The organism is Paraburkholderia sp. XV (assembly GCF_020177535.1).
Classification (GTDB): domain Bacteria; phylum Pseudomonadota; class Gammaproteobacteria; order Burkholderiales; family Burkholderiaceae; genus Paraburkholderia; species Paraburkholderia caribensis.
This window is the reverse complement of sequence record NZ_JAGUUD010000084.1, coordinates 22,122-39,797: the sequence shown is the minus strand read 5'-3', so window position 1 is coordinate 39,797 and position 17,676 is coordinate 22,122. Positions and strand designations below refer to the sequence as shown.

The following is a 17,676-nucleotide window of genomic DNA, read 5'->3' as shown; positions in this document are numbered from 1 at the left end:
AGTACGTCGCGTGCCGCGTACGCGCCGGATATTCAACAAAGCGCCCGTCCGTGCCCGTCGCCAGATACGCCGCCTGCTCCAGCGTCTCATCCAGCCGCGCCAGCGGCACGAACGTCCCCGGCTCGTACAGATACACCGACGCCGCCCGCCACTGATTCCGCCCCGCCTCCAGCGTATGCTGCCGCTGCGCCACGGGTAACGCATACGCGTCATCGGGATTCTCACGCACCAGACGCACACCGCCATACGTACGCCATCCTTCATCCCTGCGTCCCGCCGGCGCCTCATGAAACCGCTCCTCGAGCAGCATCAGATCACCGTCCCACGTAAACACCGTTCGATCGACACCCCCGCCCGCGCGCTCCACTTCCTTGAGCGTGCGCCGACCGAACGCGTCATAGCACAGCCGCACGCTCACTTCGGGCTGCACCTTGCCCGTCACGAACCGTATCTCATCGGCCGTGCGCACCTGATGATCGACCTCATGCGCCGCGGGCGGGCGCGCATAGCGCCGCGCTTCCTTCAGGCGACCCGCCGCATCCCACCTGTACAGCCACGTGAGCCCGCCCGGCTCCCGGCGCCGCGCCAGATTGCCGTGCGCGTCATACTCGTACGTCACCCCGAGATACTCGCCCATCACGTTATCGAGCCACTTCGGCAGCGATCGACGCCACGCCTCCACCTTCTCCCGATCCTGCACGCCGCGCGCATCGTGGCGCGAAAACGGCTTTTGCCCCGGATGCGCACGCATCCACTCCGCATCCTCGGCCGCTTCGCGCGCGTACCGTGCCGTGCGCTCGTGGTCCGTTTCCAGCCCCTCCGGATACGACGGGATCTTCGCCGGATCGACCGGGTTGCCGGCAGGATCGAACGCAAAGCGCTCCGTCAGTTCAGGCGTCACCGCCTTCAGCAACCGGCCCACCGGGTCATAGCCGTATTCCGACGCGCCGCGCGTGCGGTCGTCGATGCGTGCCAGTTGCCCCGCCGCGTCATAGCGCAGCCGACGCTCCGCAAGCCGCTCGTGCTGCACCGACCGATGCGTCGACATCACTGAGAAACGCGTCAGACGCCCCGCGGGATCGTATTCGCGCTGCTGGCTGAAGCCCGCATGCACACGACCCGTCTCGCGATGCAGCCGGTCACGCTCGAAGTCCAGCAGCGGCTGCCCGTCGAGCTGCACGCCATGCACATGTCCCGACCCATAGCGCAGCCAGTCGATCGTCCGCGTGTTGGGCAGTGTCGTGCGGATGCGGTTGCCCAGCGCGTCGTACTCGTGCCGCGAGACCGTCACGTACGATTCACCGAGAGCAAGGCTGACGTGCTGTTCCTCGGCGGTGAGATGGCCCGCGTCGTCGTAGTGCAGGCGTACGGTGCTGTCTTCCGTCTGCGCAGTGGTGAGCCGCCCGCGCAGGTCATGAAAGAAGCGTTCGCTGACCGTGCCGTTCGGCCCGCGCATGTCACGGTGCGTCAACCTGCCCAGCGCATCGCGCGTGTAGGCCGTCCACGCGTCGCCCTGACGCGACTGCGCCAATCGACCCGCTGCGTCGTAACCGTACTGCGTGACGCTATCGTCGAAGCCCGTCTCCTCGACCAGACGTCCGAGCGCATCGTAGCGAAACCGCATCGTGCTGCCGTTCTCGTTGCGCAGTTGCGTCAGGCGCCATTGACGATCGTAGTTGTACGCCAGCGTGTGGCCGGCAGCGTCGGTACGCGAATACGGCTGATGGTTGCCGTTATAGGTATAGCGCGTGACCTGGCCCGCGCCGTCCGTATAGGTCGTGAGGTTGCCTTCGGCGTCGTAGGCCAGCTGCTCGCCGATGCCATCCGGACGCGTGACCTGCAGCAACTGGCCGCGCGCATCGTGACGATACGACGTCACCTGCCCAAGCGCGTCCGTACGCGCGAGCAGATGGCCGCGCGCGTCGTACTGGTAACGCGTTTCGTAACCCGAACAATCCCGCGCTGACACGAGACGCCCTGCGCTGTCATAGGCAAACTCGCGCGTACCGCCCTTCGGGTCCGTCAGCGCGATCAGCCGCCCGCTATCGCTCCAGCGGTAGCCCGTCGCACCCGCGGCGTTCGTCACCGAGGCGGGACGGCCCAGCGCATCGTAAACGGTGCGCGTCACGTCGCCTGTCGCGTTCGTGACTTGCACGGGCAGACCTGCCGCGTCGTATTCCGTGCGCGTCGTGTTGCCAAGCGCGTCGGTGACGGCGGAGATACGGCCCGCTTCGTCATAGACAAACCGCTCGATCTGGCCCGCGCCGTTCTGCATCGCGATCAGTTGGCCGCGATCGTCCCAGGTATAGGTATCGCGCGAACCGTCGGGCTGCTCGACCCGCACGATCTGGTTGTGATAGTCATAGCGATGAACCGTCGCGTGGCCATCGGCGTCGGTCACCTTCGTGTACCAGTGCTCGCGGTGGTACTCGAAGAACAGTTCTGCGTAGCGCTCGCCTGGATACCGGTCGTTGCAGCGCCATTCGTGAACGCACTTCGCATCGGCTGGCGCGGGCGATCCTGCGCGCCGGGCGGGCCAGTCCCATTCGAGACAGGTCGCGAAACCGTTGAAGTCGGTGTAGCGGGTGAGCAGATGCTGTTCGTACGCATAAGTCCGGCGGTGGCCGAGCACATCCGTGTGCCCGATCAGATCGCCTTCGCGACTGTACTCATAGCGCGCAAGTACATCGAGCGTACCGCCTGCGGCATCCAGACGCCGGATCGCTGTCACCCGCCCGCCGGTGTAATCGAGCGCGACAGCAAGGCCGTGCCCATCCGACAGGCCGGCCAGTTCGCCCGCAGTGTTATAGGCGAGCGTCACGCCCAGGCCGTCGCGTGCCGTGCGAGCCGTCAGAACATAGCGGCGCGCCGATGGTGTCGCACGGAGTTCGTAGTCTTCACGCGAGCCGTCCAGAAAGCGCAACTGCACGCGCCGCGTATCCGGACGGCTGACCGTCATCTGCTCGCGCGGCACGTCGAGCGCCTCGCCGATCTCAACGCGCGGCAATTCGACCGCTCGGCCATCGGCGTCGAAATAAGTCAGTCTCCCGTCCTGCTCGCTCAGCGACAGGTGATATGGGCTGCTCCAGCGCGCGCCCAGTGCGCTGCCGTCGTACGCGGCGAGGCTCGAACGATAAAGACGCGTCCACACAATGGGCACGACGCCATCGAGCGCGAAGTCGGTCTGCTCGAGGTGCTCGTCGCCCATCGCGTAGTTGATCGAGCCGCCGCCTTTCACGGGCGGGCAGCCGCAGCCGTTTCTGGCCGGCGTCCGGCTGGCCTGGGCGCCCTGCTGCGTGCGCTGCTCGTGGATTCCGGGCTTCTGGTCGGGTTCCGTTCGCGCGCCCGTCGAGACCTGCGCTTCATGCGACGGCGCGGGATGATGCGGCTCGTGGCTTGCGCCGCCTTTGCGCCCGGCGGGAGGGTGCGCGCCTTCACCATGCGGCAGCGACGGCTGCGGTTCGGACAGGTTGCGTCGGCGGCCAATGGCCTGAGCGATCTGCCACGCCATGTACGCCAGCGAGCCCGCCTCCGCTGCCGTGCCGATCGCCTGGCCGATCATCGCCGGCGCGTTGCGGTCGAATTCGGCAAGCCACGCGAGGATCTTCGACTTCAGGCCCGTGTGACTGAGCAACTGATCGAGCGCCACCAGCGCGATATGTTCCTGCGAAGGCACCCACGAGAAGAATCCATCGTTCTTCCCGATGCGCGCCATCTGATCCTCCACCGAGGTCGGATCCTCGATGAACCGCGCGAAGCTGCGGCTGATGGTGCGCAGACCATTGATGATTTCATTCTTCCAGCTCTCCAGATGCTTATCGAGCGTCAACATGAAATCCTGGGCGTCGCCTCCCGCCGCCGCCCACAGCAGGTCCACCGCAACGCCCACCCCGCCCGATGCAAATGCCAGCAGCACATCCTTGACCACCGCGCGCGCCGGACGGCTCGCATTGCCCGCGCCGGGAATGACACCGATCGCGTCGATGGCGAGCACGCCCCAGTGCAGCACGTTCTCCGCGTATTTCTTGCCGCTTGCGGGATCGGGCTCATTCCTGAACAGCCGGTACAGGTCGGTGCCCACGTCCGCCAGCGACATCGCGTTGCCCACCAGCGGGACCATGTAGAGGCACTGGATAAAGATCTGCTGCGCATGGTCCTTCACCGATTCGACGGCGACCCGCTTGAGCTCGGGCTGTGCCGCGACCGCCGGGGCTGGCACCGGGCTTATCAGCAGGCGGCGCTGTACGGCGTTGTCATGAAGGACGGCGGGAACGGGAGCGGCCGGGCTAGCTGAGCCGGCTGAAACTTGCGATGCCATATTCAAGGTACGTTGTTGTTCTTTATCGAATCACGCGCGATGTCGCCAAACGGCCTAGCGCACTGTTCTCGCGAGCGAAACCGGCGATTGACCATGGACCTCAGCCGGACCGGCCGACTGCATGGCCGACGGCTGGCCGACTGCATGGTCCACCTGAGCGGCAAGCGCGCCGGGCGTGGCCTGGCTCGCAGCAGCGCTGCCCCCCATCGCAGCTGTCGCAGCGGCGGACACAAGTGGGCCCGCGACATCGGCCGACACACCGGCTGAATGCATCGCCGCGCCCGCGACCTGCGCGAGTACGTCGGCGCCAGTGCCTCGACCAGCCTTGATCGCACCATCGATGCCGCCACCGGCTACCGTCCCGGCCAGCGCAGGCGCCGCAGAAAGGGCTTGAGCCGTCATGCTCGGCAGCGCACGCGTGTCCCCGCTGGTCATGGTCTGCGGACGACCATCGGGGTCTGTGAATCTGCGGCTTCGCGACTCGAACGAACCGTCCTCTTCGAAGTACTGCACGCGCCCCCCACCTCGCGGGACGTTGGCCACTGTCGCCTTGCCATCGGCATCGAGACGACCTGCCCGGGAGCTTCCATCCGGAAAGACAATCTTGTATTTGGCGTTCTTTACCGGCTCGCCATTCGGATACGTATGCCACAGCTGCAAGCCTGTGTCCTGCTGCGTCGGCAAGACAGGCAATGCCGCTTGCTGCGTGGCCGAGCCGCCGATGCGCAACGGCCCCTTCAAAGTGATCTCTCCCGCACTGCCAATCTCGACCTGTGAACCCTCGAGCCTGATATACGAACCACCGCACATCAACATCAGCGACTTGCTCGCGTTCAATGTGACGGTATCTTGCGTGCTGGTTATGGAAACGCCTTTCAATGCCGTGAGTTCGAGCGCATCGGACTGCGCCTGCATCTCGAGCTTGCCTTTACCGGAATAAAGCTTCATTCCCTGCGCGTTGGCGTACAGCGAGACCGCATTGCCGGCCGCAACCGTGTAGTTACCGCCGACGGCTGTATCCGCATTTCCCCCCGCCGTCGCAAACAGATGGCCTCCCGCCGCGATCTGCATGTGTTCGCCGCTCGTGAACGCCATGCCGTGCGGCGCGGAAGCGAGAATGACGGCCTGCTGGAGGTGCCTGATCCGACGTTCGAGCAAGTCCTGCTGTTCCTCGCATGCGGCGACGACCGCCTTTGCCTGGGTCACTGCGTCGGAAAGGCTCCGCATCCGGGCCTGGGCCGTCGACAGTTGCTGCTGGGCCTGCTGCATGTCGAGCGCCTGTCCTTCTGCCTTGCTCTGCGCGTCTGCGCTGATAAAGATGCCTTTACCGGCGCGTAATACGCCCCAATCGTCCGTGCGCAATTCATAGCCGTCGCCGCGCTGTTGCCTGTTGCGATCGACGAGAAAACCCATGTTCAATTGCGTCTTGCCGTACTCGGTCGCTAGCTTGACGCCCTCCTGGCCTTGCCAGTCCTCCATGCGCAGCTTGTTGTTGCTTTGCGTGCGGATGACATTGCGAGAGAGCCATCTGTCGTCGCTCGTCACGTGGTCGGTCGACTGGCTGTTGTGCAGCGCGTGCGCGATATAGGGCCGGTCAGGATTGCCGTCATGAAAGGCTACCGCTACCTCGGTGCCGTCGATCAGCGGAAAGTGAAACCCCGTCTGCAGCGCCCCGGCGAAAGGCTTCGCAAGACGCAAAGGCACGCTCTCTCCGCCCGGGCTCCAGGTCGAGAAATCCAGATCGAAACGGACGACGTAGTAACCTTGCTGGGTGAGGTACGCGTACTTGTACTGGCCCGGCGACGTCACGCGCGCGCTCAGCGTGCCGGTGATCTTCGGCCATCGGGCTTCGTCGCATTTCAACCGGAAACGCCGGTCGGCGGGAATCGCCTCATAGCTGTTCGTGTACGCCTCATCGCGCGAACCACGGTGCGAAACGGCGATAATGACCTGCCCGTTGGGCGCATCCGGCAAGACCTCATCCGTGTGCAGCACGCGCGCCGGTCGCAATCCGACCACATTGCTCTCGCCTTCATAGACGACCTGCCACGCAACCTCGACCTCGTGGCGCAATTGCGCTTCCCACTGCGCTCCGTTACCGTCCTGATGATGTGTACCCCAGATGTACTGCGGGCCGTATGTCGTCTTGTCGTCACGCGACACGTTGGCTTCGGCCTTGAATCGCTCGAATGCCTGATCGGGATTGTAGTCAGCCACCGTGACCGATTGCGCGACCGTGCGAGCCGCCGTCCTGAGCGAGAACAGCGCCTCGACGCCAGCCTCCAGCCCTGACGTCTCACGGTACGGCACGTGCAGCGCGGACGTGTAGATATAGTGGTCGACGTCGTCGCAAAAATTCAGCACGTCGCCGTGCTCACCCTCGTCGATGTGGCAGAAGATGCCTTCCTTCTGCATCAGCATCTGGACGTACGAGAGGTCGTCTGTCTGGTAAGCAAAGCGGAACGCGTGCTGCGGATATTGCCGGCGCAGGGTGAAACTGAACTGGTGGCCTTTGAAGCCATGCTCGCGCAAGATCGATTCAATGATCTCCGGCGGATTTTGATGCTGGAAGATCCGGCTCGCACGGACCTGCTTGAGCTTTGCGAAATGTGCTTCGACGACCATCTCGTAGCTGCTGAAATCGTGCGTCGTCTTCAGTTTGGTGAAATGTGTGAGCCAGCCCGAAAAGGTCCGGCGATCCCCATCCACAGGGACGATCGAGAACACGGCATCCTTGCCGAGATAGTCGGCGCGCAGCAGGCCCTCTGGATGAGTCAACCTGACCGTGACGCGCCACGGTTCACCAAGCTTTTCCACGGCCTCGAACGATACGACCGACAGTTGCGATGCACTCGCCGTCCCGGGCACATCCAGAAAGTACGCCTGACGTCCGGTCCGCGACTTGCTGTTCAGCAGTTCGCCAACCGTGACACTGCCCGCCTCGATCATTTCACGTTTCATGACTTCGTTTTTTTGCTACTACTGGTGTTGATGGCCCGCGAAAGGCGCCCTCCACCTGAAGAATGCTAAAGATGCCTTATAGGATGGACGCGAACGATCCGGCTGCAATCAACGCGCACCCGCAGGCACATCGGTGTCCATCGAGCGCAACTTTCCTGCCGTTGTCCAGCACCATGTCGGAACCTTCGATGATCTCGTTGATGCCGTGCATGGGACACGAAATCAGGTCGAACTGCCGTGCCACCTGACGTCCGAGCACGAGCATCGTGCTGGATCCGGTGATAACGAATCCGCCATGCGTGTTCGCGTCGCCGACGCACGCAATAGATGTCATCTCAACGCCCTCATAGCTTTGCCATGTCGATCCGCGCGCACAGGATCATTGTTTGTTCTTGTCCCCAGGGTCTCCCCTCTCGCCCAGAACACTAACCTGGTAGATCTGATGAGAGTGTGGAATTATGTAAAAATTGATTAGGATGATTAATCTCTAGCAAGATACGCCGACTTTGCACGCGTTCCGATCCAGCACGGCGAAGCAAAAACTTTTCTATGCAGCGGAATAATTTCACAGCTGCTTCGTTGCTCGCCGAAATGTCGAAAATGGACCGCCAACGAAGGAATAAACCCCACCCTCACCCCGTTCAATGACCGTCACGACCTTTCGACAAAGCAAGGAGTGCGGTCATGAAGTCTCTCTTCGAGGTGTTCGGCATCGCAGCCTGTGGCGCGGCTTTAGCGACGCTCGTTTCATGCGGCGGCGGTTCCGGGTCGAACAACATGGGCACGCCTGCGCCGTCGTCGTTCACGGCGGCGGCTGTGGTTTCCGACGGCGCCGTGTCCGCGCCCCACACCGACCCGAATCTGAAGAACGCCTGGGGCGTTGCGTTCAATCCAAAAGGCTTCGTCTGGGTCGCCGACAACGGCACCAATCTCGCAACGCTCTACGACGGCAACGGCGTGCCGCAATCGCTCGTCGTCACGATACCGGCTGGCACCAACGGCAACGCAGCACCCACGGGCATCGTGTTCAACGGCACGCAGAACTTCACCGTCACCCAGAACGGCAAATCAGGCGTCGCGGCCTTCATCTTCGCGGGCGAAGGCGGCACGATTGCGGCATGGGCGCCCGCTGTGGGGCCGACCAATGCCTTCACGATGTACGACGACGGCGCAGGCGGCGCCGTGTACAAAGGGCTCGCGCTCGCGGCAAACAACGGCAGCAACTTCCTCTATGCAACCGACTTTCATAACAACAAAATCGACGTGTTCGATTCGAACTTCGCGAAGGTGACGATGCCGGGCGGCTTCAAGGACAGCGCCATTCCCGCCGGTTTCGCGCCGTTCGGCATTCAGCTGATCGGCTCGAACCTGTTCGTCACCTACGCGATGCAGGACGCGGACAAGCATGACAACGTGTCGGGCGCGGGCCTCGGCATGGTCGACATATTCGACACGGCGGGCAATCTCAAGCAGCACTTTGCGACGGGCGCGCCGTTGAACGCGCCGTGGGGCATCGCGCAGGCGCCAGGCAACTTCGGCACGCTTAGCGGCGCGATTCTGATCGGCAATTTCGGCGACGGCACGATCAACGCGTTCGATGCGTCGAGCGGCAAGTCGATGGGGCCGTTGAAGTCGTCGAATGGCAGCGCGATCGTCGAGCCCGGCTTGTGGGGCATCGCATTCGGCAACAACCTGAGCAACCAGCCTTCGAATACGCTGTTCTTCGCAGCGGGGCCGAATGACGAAGCAAACGGCGTCTACGGAAGAATCGATCTGAATCCGGCTTCCAGTTCGGGCACGGGCAGCAGTTCCGGCTCCGGCACGGGATCGAGCTCGAGCGGCGGTGCGAGCGTCGGCATGTAGCGCGCTGCCCTTTCTTCACCCGCAAAATATAACGGCCGCTCATTCATCGAGCGGCCGTTACCTATCTCACGTAACGCGATCCAGTATCTCGCGCCCGGATCAGCGTGCGTCAAACCTGTCGGCGTAACTCCGCAGGCGGCACCTTCATCAGATGGCGATACTTCGCCACCGTACGTCGCGCGACAAGCACGCCCTGATCGGCGAGCATTTTCGCGAGCGCAACATCGGACAGTGGATCGCGCGTGTTTTCCGCAGCGATCATTTCCTTGAGCAGCGCACGCACGGCCGCAGCCGAACAGGTGCCGCCGCTTTCCGTACCCAGTTCGCGCGGGAAGAAATGCTTGAACTCGAAAATGCCGCGCGGCGTCGCCATGTACTTGTTGCCCGTCGCGCGCGAAATCGTCGATTCGTGCAGGCCGAGCTCCTCGGCCACGTCGCGCAACACAAGCGGCTTCAGCGCGATCTCGCCGTACTGGAAGAATGGCTTCTGATGCGCGACGATGCACTCGGCGACCCGCTGAATCGTTTCGAAGCGCTGTTGCGCGTTGCGAATCAGCCAGCGCGCTTCCTGCAATTGCTGCGCGAGCGGCGAGCGGCTGGTGCCCGCCGACTGCGCGAACAGTTCCGCGTACATGCGGTGTATGCGCGCGCGCGGCAGCACGGCGGGATTGACGGTCACCACCCACTTGTTGCGCACGCTGCGCACGATCACATCCGGCACGATGTAATTGTCATCGGCGCGGCCATACGAATTACCCGGCTTCGGGTCCAGCTTGCGCACGAGTGCGCACGCCACGCGCAATTCCTCGGCATCGCAGCCGATCTGCTTCTGCAATTCGGCGTGCTCGCGCCGCGCAAGACGGTCGAGATGATGCTCGACTACCTGCTTCGCCACGTCGCGGCCCGGCGTATCGGCGGGCAGCGCATCGATCTGCAGCGCCAGACACTCCGACAAGGACCGCGCCGCGAGCCCCGGACGGTCCAGCGTCTGCACGAGCCTCAGCGCGACCAGCAACTCCTCCTCCGTCAACGCGGGTTCGACGTCGAACACGTCCGTGAGATCGGCGAGGTCCTGGCGCAGATAGCCGTCGTCGTCGAGTGCTTCGATGATGAGACGCGCCACTTCGCGGTCGCGGTCTTCGAGACGGTAGAGACGCAGCGCATCGTGCAGCTGCTCGTGCAGCGTCGGTTGCACGCGCGCCCATTCGGTCGGGTCGGCGGCCTCGGAGTCGCCGTTGTAGCGCGACGCGCCGCGGCCGTAGGTGTCGCCTGAATAATCGCCGCCTGAATAGTCGCCGCCGTCATCGGACGACGATGATGCAACGCTTTCCGTGGCCGGCTCCGCCGACGCGCTTTCGAGCGCGCTGTCGCGCTCCGTGACAGGCAGCGCTTCGCCGTCGGCTCCGTTGCCATCGGCCGTCTTGCCTGCCGACAGGTCTTCGGAAACAGACGGGTCGTATTCGAGGAAAGGATTGGTGTCGAGCGCGTTGCGCAGTTCCTGCTGAAATTCCAGCGACGACAGTTGAAGCAGACGCACGGACTGCTGCAGGCGCGGCGTGAGCGCGAAAGTTTGCTTCGCGCGTAGTTCGATTGTAGGCGGCATACAGACTCTTCCTGTGATGGGTCCAAACAGCTTCGGCCTAACCTACGCAACTGTCGTACCAGTTCTCGCAACTGTCTGTTTTGATTCGCCTTTGTGCTGCTGAAGCGCACGCCGCGTGCCTGTTCTTCGCGCGCATTTTACAAACGCTCTGAAATTCGAACCGAATCATGCGGCATCGGTGCGGGCGGGCCGATCACGCGGCCCACGACGACATCGCTGGGCACGGCGCTTGCTGACCGTCGCTCAGGGACGCGCCACCGAGCAGGAAAGAAACGCGGCGCGTCCTGTGTCGGCGACGGACCAGACGGAACCGCGGCGGCAGTGTTCTTTGGTCGGGTCATCGGCGGCGACGAGCCGCGATCGATCGCACGGACAACAGGACCGCAACCCTGATCATCAACCGAGAAGGAGAAACCATGAAAACCATCCAGTTCCTCAAGGCCGCAGGCAGCATCGCATGCGTTGCATTCGCACTGAACGCGACGGCGCAAACGACGGCCTCCGCGCCGCCCGCCACTTCCGAAAGCGTCGGCCAGCATATCGACGACGGCACGGTGACCACCAAGGTCAAGGCCGAACTGCTCGGCGCGAAGAACGTGAAGTCCACGCACATTCACGTAAAGACCCGCAAGGGCATCGTCTGGCTGTCGGGCTCGGTGCCGTCGGCTGAGGACAAGAGCGCGGCGCAGGAAGTCGTGCAAAACGTATCCGGCGTGAAGGGTGTGAAGAACCATCTGAAGATCGCAGCCGATTAAGCGCTCGACGCTTGCGGGCGCTGAACGCGCTCGCGTTGAAGCGTTGATGTGCCAGAGGCCGCCCTTGATGGGGCGGCCTCTTTTTCTTTGCTGTTGTACTCAGGCTTTCATCGCCGCGTACTGATCGCGCATCGCGCGAATGCGGTCATGGTTTTGCAGCACACCGTGATATAACCGCTCGACGACGGCGCGCACGTCTGCCGGCAGATCTTTTTCGAGCGCGTCGTGAAAGCGCTTTTTGGCAGCGTCCTCGCCCTTTTCGCAATCGGCGAGAATTGCGTGATCCGCGCGACTGCCCATGGCCGATTTCACATCGAGCCACCCGCGATGCAATGCCCCCGCAACGCTGCCGCCGCCCTCCGGTTTGCCGCCCAGCCTCAACACGAGATCCTGCAGTTCGCGCGCACCCTGCGTGCACCGGTCCGCGCTCTCGAGCAGCGCGTCCTTGACGCTCGCGTGAGTCGCGTCCTCAGCGGCTTTCATGAAGCCGCGCTCGCCATCCTTCGACGTCTCGATCAGATCATTCAGCACGGCAATGACATTCGTCGCCATACGTTGCTCCTTTCCGTTATGCGTGAGTGCCTGCTATTACGCACTCGTCATGCCCAGCCTCCAGACATGCATGTCGTCTTTGCCATTGTGGCGAGTAATTGCTTCCAGCCCGAATGCCGCCACTACGTGCTTGCGACCGCAAACGCAGCCCCGCGCACGCACGGCAAAAAGGGCACGGATATTGCTCGACCATCCTGCCGGACCCGCACGCACCGCGCAAAGCTCTGAGAAAGCGCAGTTGACATCGCAGTTGACATCGCAGTTGGCATCGCAGTTGACACACAGCGCGGGCCAGTCATCGACAAGAGAGAACTTCACCATGAAGATCAGGAGCACGGAATGCCTGCTGTTCGTGGCTATTGCCACGGCGGCCACCGTTGCGCAGATACGCGCACATACGCTGTCGGCCAGTCAGGCCGACGTACCGGCGCAGACAGCGCCACACACCGCCCACATGCAGGCTTGCGACCCATCGCGCAGCGGGACGCTGCGGGCAGCGTGCGAAACGCGGAGCGAGCGTCGTTCCATCGATAGCAACGATCGCCGGGCCCGCGGCGTCGATACGCCGAACACAGCGCCAGGCACCGGCAAGCTCTGGGTTTGATGAGGGTCAGGCGGGTGACTGCCGGATGCTTCGCGGCAGCCGCCTTTTTTGCGCATCCGCTTATGTCTTCAGCCGGCGGTCCGACTCCATCCCTTCGACGCGGAACAGGCCGCTGTGCAGAATGACGCTATCGCCGCCATTCTGATCGAGGGCTTCCGCGCACACGGAACGGATACGCGCGCGGCCGCGCTCGTACGCGCCGATCAGCGCATCTTCGAGCGGCGAGTCCGCGCCGAAATGATCTTCGAGCGCCTCCGCCGAAATCGCGCAGGTGACCGGCTCGCCATCGACGCATGCGTTGAAGCGCACGGTCAGGCTCGACCCATCGAACACGGGGGCATCATCGGGGAATGTGATGTGCATGAGAGAGTCCTCGTACGCCGCACGCGGCATGAACACCTTGACGATCCCGTTCATGACGAAGCCTTGCGCGCATTGGCGAGTTGCTGTGCCATCGCGAGATGGTGACGAATGGTCGGGAGCGCGCGGGTCGCCGCTCCCTTCAGTTGCGGGTCCGCGCCGCTTTCGCTTTCCTTCTGGAACAGTTCGACCGCTTTCTGATGGCCGCCCACGGCGACCTCGTCGATATAAGCCTTGTCGAAACCTTCGCCCTTCAGCCCTTGCAGCTTGCCGACCAGCGCGGAATCCGCGCCGGGCGATGCGCTCAACCCCTTCTGCGTCGCGAGCACATCGAGGCTGCGGGCAAGCTTCGTGTGATCCGCGATCATTTGCTGCGCGAACTTCTTCACCTGCGGATTGGACGAATTCGTCAGCGCGAGCTTGCTCGCCGCGATCTCCGTCGCCCCCGCCTGCGACGCGTCCTGAACAAACTGCGTGTCGCCCGGCGAAAGCTTCGTGTCGGCACTGGCAGGCCAGCCTGTCGCAACGCCGAGCGCGAGCACGGCGGGCACGGCGAGGGCTCGAACGAATGAGCTGAATGGGCGAATCATCATGCGTCTCTCCGATTGATACCAGCGCGCCCCGTGCAACTCAGGCCGCTCTCTTCTTCAACAGTTGCGCGATCAGCGTTTTATTGAACGCGGGAAGATCGTCGGGCTTGCGGCTCGTGATGAAGTTGCCGTCCTCGACCACTTCCTTGTCGACCCATGTGCCGCCCGCGTTGCGGATATCGTCCTGAAGGCTCGGCCAGCTCGTCACCGTGCGGCCCTTGATCAGCCCCGCCGACACAGGCAGCCACGTGCCATGGCAGATCACGGCGATCGGCTTCCTTGCCTGGTCGGCCGCCTTGACGAATGCCTGTGCCTGCGGCAGCAGACGGATCGCATCGCCATTGACAACGCCGCCCGGCAGAACGACTGCGTCGTAATCGTTCGGCGCGGCCTTGTCGAACGTCGTATCGACGTCGACGCTGTCGGCTTTGTCCACATGCCTGAAGCCCTGGATCTTCCCCGCCGTGGCAGAAATTACGTGCACGGTCGCGCCCGCTTCCGTGAGCGCGCGACGCGGTTCGATCAGCTCGGCCTGTTCGAATCCGTCCAGGGCCAATACCGCAACCTTGCATCCCGCTAGCGTGCTAGCCATGTGTACGTCCTCCTTTCGTAGTCTGTGTATGAGCAAATCCACGCTCGTACATATAGGGCGAGCAAGTTCGATGCCCAACGCTCGCCACGCTCTTCGGCGACCAGGACGACGGTTCAGGCATTGCTATTGCACGGAGCTAGCGCGTGAATGCATGTCCGTCACCGAAGACCGGAAACCCGCGAATGAAAACGATGACACGCAACGCGATCGATGCGATCGCCAAAGGACTTTCCACCCCGATGCCCGCGGGACTGCGGCACGCGGACGACACGCGCCCCGGCTACACGCGCAAAAAGCTCAGAAACGCGTTCGTCTATTTCGATCTGGACGGCAAACGCATCGACGACGAATCGCAGATTGCGCGTATCAATGCGCTCGCGATACCGCCCGCCTATACCGATGTGTGGATCTGCCCCGACCCGCGCGGCCACATCCAGGCAACGGGCCGCGATGCGCGGGGCCGCAAGCAGTACCGCTATCACCCGCAATGGCGCGAAACGCGCGACGCCGACAAGTTCGGCCGCATGGCCGCGTTCGGGCACGCGCTGCCGAAGATCCGCGCGCGAGTCGCACGCGATCTCGCGCGTGACGGCATGCCGCGCGAGAAGGTGATCGCGGCCGTCGTGCATCTGCTCGATACGACGCTGATCCGGATCGGGAGCGTCGAATATGCACGCGACAACCAGTCCTATGGGCTCACCACGCTGCGCAAGAAGCACGTCAAGATTCGCGCGGGCGAAGTGCGCTTCCGTTTTGCGGGAAAAAGCGGCATCGAGCACGACGTGAGCGTCGACGATGCGCGTGTCAAGCGCATCGTGCGAAAGTGCGCGGAGTTGCCGGGCCACGACCTCTTCCAGTACATCGACGACGACGGCGCCCGCCATACGATCGGCTCGGCCGACATCAATGCGTATCTGCGCGATATCAGCAGCGCGGACTTTTCGGCGAAAGACTATCGCACGTGGGCAGGCAGCGTGTATGCGATGGCGGCGCTGCGCCAGCTGGTGTGCGAAAGCGCCGCCGACACGCGCCGTCACGTCGTCGCGACCGTGAAAGAAGTGGCCATGCTATTGCGCAACACACCTGCTGTCTGCAAACGCTGCTATATCCACCCGGAGGTGATCGCGGCCTTTGAAGCAGGCGAATTGCAGAGCCTGCTGCCACAGCGCACAAAGCGTCACATGAAGGTCGACGAAGCGGCATTCGCCGCATTGCTCGCCCAGCTCGAAAAGCGCGCGCGGTTGGCACGCCGCGGCGCGCGCAAGGGCGGCAAGACGTCTGCGTCAGTGGATGTCGAAAGCGCGCGACTCGCAACGCTGCTCACCAGGTCGAGCGCACTGCGCAAGCGGGCAAACGCACGCAGGCGCGCCGACCCTACCGCCTGATCCCCGGGTTGCCTTGCCGCCTTACTCCTCGTACGCCGCCATGACCAGCCACATGTCGCGTTCTGCGCTGTGGATCTGCGCGGCGAGCGCATAGCTATCGCCGGGTCCGCACGTATTCGCGAGCGTACGCTGCGCGACCTCCGCATCTTCGAATACGCAATCGCCACCCAGTGGCCGCACTTCGCGCTTGCCCTCGAACATATGCTGGCTCATCCGGTACACGAGCGGCTGCTGCTTCCACTCATGGAAGCAATCCTTAACGTGCTGAAAATCGCCGCCGCAGATGTTGCTCTGATAGTGAATCCTCGATCGCATCGCATTACCTCCACATGCGGCGTCGTGTGTGTTGCGTCGGCCGATCGCCGTGCCGCGCAAAATCGGATCGCCGGTCGAACGGAACGCGGTTGCGGGCTCCGTCCGCGCTGCGGATCGCTACGTGCCGCCGTTGTGCCGCGTGCTTCAAGTCCTCAATGAAGCAGCACAGCGTCGAATCCATCCCTCGACGCGCGGTTGCACGGCCATCTTGCCCCGCGCCGCGCGTCGCGAGCGCCGTGCTAGTGGCTTGCGCCCGACGCCGCCGCGGCGCCGCTCGCGCCCATGGCGCTATCCGTTGCGGCCGGCGCGCTGGCGCCCGCGGCCGTGTCGGTGGTGCTGTTGTCCGCCTTCTTGCAGCCCGCGCCGAGTGACATCGACACGACGGCAAGCACGAGCAACAGATGCTTCAAAGCTGCCTTCGTCATGGTTTCTCCTGTCTGCGTTGCAGTTCCGGCGCCGACTTCGCGCCGGACATGTCGGTGAGATTACTGCCCCTTCGTATCGCTGCTCGCGTCGGCGCCCGGCATATTGGTAGTATCCGTGGCGGGCTTCGTGTGCGAGGTCGACTTCTTGTGGTGCATCTTCGACGACGCATGCGTGCCCGACGCCGCCATCCCGGCGCCCGTCTGATCCGACGAACTCATTCCGGCGCCGTTGCCGCCGCCGCCCGCCGCACCGCCGCCATTGCCCGTGCCGCCGCCCTGTGCAAAAGCGCTTCCCGACAATGCGAGCAATGCCGCCACGATCCATGTCGTTCTGGTCTTCATCTGGTACCCCTTTGAGTGGAAATGAAAGCGGCTGACGACCGCGAAAATCCTGTAACTGTCACCATCCGGTCGAGCAAGCGGTGTGCCCTGCGAAGCGCGCGCGTCGCCGTCTGGCGGCCTGAAAACGCCACTTCGCAGCGGCCTTTCATGCACGGCCGGATATCGCGGCGACGCACGCATGGACTCGCTGCGTCTGATAATTACAAAGAGGACGTAAATCTTTCGTGCGTTAAATGGCGCAATATGGTGGTTGCGTTGCATGCCATTCAGCCCAAGGAGAACACTTCATGCGTATTTCGACATCTTTTCTGTTCGACCTCGACGGCACGCTCGTCGACAGCGTGTATCAGCATGTGCTCGCATGGAAGGAAGCGCTCGACGAAGAAGGCATCGAGTTGTCCGTGTGGCGCATTCATCGCAAGATCGGCATGAGCGGCGGGCTCTTTACGAATCAACTGTTGCGCGAGACGGGCGGCGACATGAGCACGGAGCGTGTCGAGAGCTTGCGGCGCGCGCATGCTCGCGCTTACAGACAACTGCATGCACAAGTGCGTCCGCTGCCCGGCGCGCAGGCGCTGCTGGCCGCGCTGACGGAAAGCGGTACGCCGTGGGCGATCGCGACCAGCGGCCGCATGGAAACGGCGGCCGTCAATCTCGAAGCGCTCGGCGTCGATCCGTCGAAGACGGTCGTCGTCACGCGCGACGACGTCAAATACGCGAAGCCCGATCCCGACCTGTTCGTCGCCGCGGCGCAGCGGTTGAAGGTGCAGATCGAGCACGCCGTCGTGGTCGGCGACAGCATCTGGGACATGCTGGCCGCCCGCCGCTGCCGCGCGCTGGGCGTGGGCCTGCTGTCGGGCGGCTACGGCCAGGAAGAACTTGAACGTGCGGGCGCGCTGCGCGTCTACGAAGACCCTGCCGATCTGCTCGAACATCTCGACGAGATCGCCGCGCGTCCCTGAATACGTCCCTGAGTACTCAAGGCCGTTCGCATTCGTCCGACACTGCAAG

At 63.5% G+C, this 17,676-nt stretch carries 16 protein-coding genes; 4 read left to right on the top strand and 12 right to left on the bottom strand.

What is annotated here, in order from left to right; genetic code table 11:
* From KFO72_RS30110 to KFO72_RS30100, 3 genes are all read right to left on the bottom strand, one after another.
* A partial coding sequence (locus KFO72_RS30110) for a DUF6531 domain-containing protein (protein ID WP_225033670.1) occupies nucleotides 1-4,219 on the bottom strand: 4,219 nt, incomplete at its 3' end.
* Nucleotides 4,220-4,372: 153 nt separating this feature from the next.
* The gene (locus tag KFO72_RS30105) at nucleotides 4,373-7,279 is read right to left on the bottom strand and encodes a type VI secretion system Vgr family protein (protein WP_225033669.1); all 2,907 of its coding nucleotides are present in this window, start codon (nucleotides 7,277-7,279) and stop codon (nucleotides 4,373-4,375) included.
* Between the two features lie 76 nt (nucleotides 7,280-7,355).
* Nucleotides 7,356-7,613 carry a PAAR domain-containing protein gene (locus KFO72_RS30100; RefSeq protein ID WP_225033668.1) on the bottom strand — a complete coding sequence of 86 codons (258 nt, stop codon included), beginning with the start codon at nucleotides 7,611-7,613 and terminating at the stop codon, nucleotides 7,356-7,358.
* Nucleotides 7,614-7,963: 350 nt separating this feature from the next.
* Here KFO72_RS30100 and KFO72_RS30095 point away from each other — a divergent pair, with 350 nt between their 5' ends.
* Nucleotides 7,964-9,142 (top strand): TIGR03118 family protein, encoded by a 1,179-nt coding sequence (locus KFO72_RS30095; RefSeq protein ID WP_176052365.1) that lies wholly within the window; start codon nucleotides 7,964-7,966, stop codon nucleotides 9,140-9,142.
* Between the two features lie 109 nt (nucleotides 9,143-9,251).
* Here the strand turns inward: KFO72_RS30095 and KFO72_RS30090 are convergent, their stop codons facing one another.
* A complete protein-coding gene (locus KFO72_RS30090) occupies nucleotides 9,252-10,745 on the bottom strand; it encodes an RNA polymerase factor sigma-54 (protein WP_225033667.1) in 1,494 nt (497 codons plus the stop codon).
* 416 nt (nucleotides 10,746-11,161) lie between these two features.
* Between KFO72_RS30090 and KFO72_RS30085 the strand changes: the two genes are divergently transcribed.
* The gene (locus tag KFO72_RS30085; RefSeq protein ID WP_054934962.1) at nucleotides 11,162-11,500 is read left to right on the top strand and encodes a BON domain-containing protein; all 339 of its coding nucleotides are present in this window, start codon (nucleotides 11,162-11,164) and stop codon (nucleotides 11,498-11,500) included.
* Between the two features lie 99 nt (nucleotides 11,501-11,599).
* On the opposite strand, the gene KFO72_RS30080 is transcribed toward KFO72_RS30085, so the two are convergent.
* From KFO72_RS30080 to KFO72_RS30060, 5 genes are all read right to left on the bottom strand, one after another.
* Entirely contained in the window at nucleotides 11,600-12,052 is a 453-nt protein-coding gene (locus KFO72_RS30080) for a PA2169 family four-helix-bundle protein (protein ID WP_054934963.1), read from the bottom strand.
* A 36-nt stretch (nucleotides 12,053-12,088) separates the two neighbouring features.
* A complete protein-coding gene (locus tag KFO72_RS30075) occupies nucleotides 12,089-12,388 on the bottom strand; it encodes a hypothetical protein (protein WP_225033666.1) in 300 nt (99 codons plus the stop codon).
* A gap of 328 nt (nucleotides 12,389-12,716) precedes the next feature.
* Complete coding sequence (locus KFO72_RS30070; protein ID WP_225033665.1) at nucleotides 12,717-13,073, bottom strand: DUF1488 domain-containing protein; 357 nt, start codon at nucleotides 13,071-13,073, stop codon at nucleotides 12,717-12,719.
* The gene (locus KFO72_RS30065) at nucleotides 13,070-13,609 is read right to left on the bottom strand and encodes a DUF4142 domain-containing protein (protein WP_225033664.1); all 540 of its coding nucleotides are present in this window, start codon (nucleotides 13,607-13,609) and stop codon (nucleotides 13,070-13,072) included. Before KFO72_RS30065 ends, KFO72_RS30070 begins: the two co-directional genes overlap by 4 nt.
* A 37-nt stretch (nucleotides 13,610-13,646) precedes the next feature.
* Nucleotides 13,647-14,198, bottom strand: coding sequence for a type 1 glutamine amidotransferase domain-containing protein (locus tag KFO72_RS30060; RefSeq protein WP_060606452.1), 552 nt, complete (start codon nucleotides 14,196-14,198; stop codon nucleotides 13,647-13,649).
* A 182-nt stretch (nucleotides 14,199-14,380) separates the two neighbouring features.
* Between KFO72_RS30060 and KFO72_RS30055 the strand changes: the two genes are divergently transcribed.
* Entirely contained in the window at nucleotides 14,381-15,583 is a 1,203-nt protein-coding gene (locus KFO72_RS30055) for a DNA topoisomerase IB (RefSeq protein ID WP_225033663.1), read from the top strand.
* Nucleotides 15,584-15,604: 21 nt separating this feature from the next.
* On the opposite strand, the gene KFO72_RS30050 is transcribed toward KFO72_RS30055, so the two are convergent.
* From KFO72_RS30050 to KFO72_RS30040, 3 genes are all read right to left on the bottom strand, one after another.
* Complete coding sequence (locus KFO72_RS30050; RefSeq protein ID WP_054934976.1) at nucleotides 15,605-15,898, bottom strand: hypothetical protein; 294 nt, start codon at nucleotides 15,896-15,898, stop codon at nucleotides 15,605-15,607.
* Nucleotides 15,899-16,137: 239 nt separating this feature from the next.
* Nucleotides 16,138-16,323 (bottom strand): hypothetical protein, encoded by a 186-nt coding sequence (locus KFO72_RS30045; protein WP_062916653.1) that lies wholly within the window; start codon nucleotides 16,321-16,323, stop codon nucleotides 16,138-16,140.
* Between the two features lie 60 nt (nucleotides 16,324-16,383).
* On the bottom strand, nucleotides 16,384-16,665 hold the full coding sequence (locus KFO72_RS30040) for a hypothetical protein (protein ID WP_054934970.1): 282 nt from the start codon (nucleotides 16,663-16,665) through the stop codon (nucleotides 16,384-16,386).
* Between the two features lie 287 nt (nucleotides 16,666-16,952).
* Between KFO72_RS30040 and KFO72_RS30035 the strand changes: the two genes are divergently transcribed.
* Nucleotides 16,953-17,627: an HAD family hydrolase gene (locus tag KFO72_RS30035; protein ID WP_054934971.1), complete on the top strand. Its 675-nt coding sequence runs from the start codon at nucleotides 16,953-16,955 to the stop codon at nucleotides 17,625-17,627.
* Nucleotides 17,628-17,676 lie beyond the last annotated feature (49 nt).

Coding starts and splice junctions, on each gene's coding strand:
- KFO72_RS30105 (WP_225033669.1), bottom strand. CDS start 7,279: ATGAAACGTGAAATGATCGAGGCGGGCAGTGTCACGGTTGGCGAACTG.
- KFO72_RS30100 (WP_225033668.1), bottom strand. CDS start 7,613: ATGACATCTATTGCGTGCGTCGGCGACGCGAACACGCATGGCGGATTC.
- KFO72_RS30095 (WP_176052365.1), top strand. CDS start 7,964: ATGAAGTCTCTCTTCGAGGTGTTCGGCATCGCAGCCTGTGGCGCGGCT.
- KFO72_RS30090 (WP_225033667.1), bottom strand. CDS start 10,745: ATGCCGCCTACAATCGAACTACGCGCGAAGCAAACTTTCGCGCTCACG.
- KFO72_RS30085 (WP_054934962.1), top strand. CDS start 11,162: ATGAAAACCATCCAGTTCCTCAAGGCCGCAGGCAGCATCGCATGCGTT.
- KFO72_RS30080 (WP_054934963.1), bottom strand. CDS start 12,052: ATGGCGACGAATGTCATTGCCGTGCTGAATGATCTGATCGAGACGTCG.
- KFO72_RS30070 (WP_225033665.1), bottom strand. CDS start 13,073: ATGAACGGGATCGTCAAGGTGTTCATGCCGCGTGCGGCGTACGAGGAC.
- KFO72_RS30065 (WP_225033664.1), bottom strand. CDS start 13,609: ATGATGATTCGCCCATTCAGCTCATTCGTTCGAGCCCTCGCCGTGCCC.
- KFO72_RS30060 (WP_060606452.1), bottom strand. CDS start 14,198: ATGGCTAGCACGCTAGCGGGATGCAAGGTTGCGGTATTGGCCCTGGAC.
- KFO72_RS30055 (WP_225033663.1), top strand. CDS start 14,381: ATGAAAACGATGACACGCAACGCGATCGATGCGATCGCCAAAGGACTT.
- KFO72_RS30050 (WP_054934976.1), bottom strand. CDS start 15,898: ATGCGATCGAGGATTCACTATCAGAGCAACATCTGCGGCGGCGATTTT.
- KFO72_RS30045 (WP_062916653.1), bottom strand. CDS start 16,323: ATGACGAAGGCAGCTTTGAAGCATCTGTTGCTCGTGCTTGCCGTCGTG.
- KFO72_RS30040 (WP_054934970.1), bottom strand. CDS start 16,665: ATGAAGACCAGAACGACATGGATCGTGGCGGCATTGCTCGCATTGTCG.
- KFO72_RS30035 (WP_054934971.1), top strand. CDS start 16,953: ATGCGTATTTCGACATCTTTTCTGTTCGACCTCGACGGCACGCTCGTC.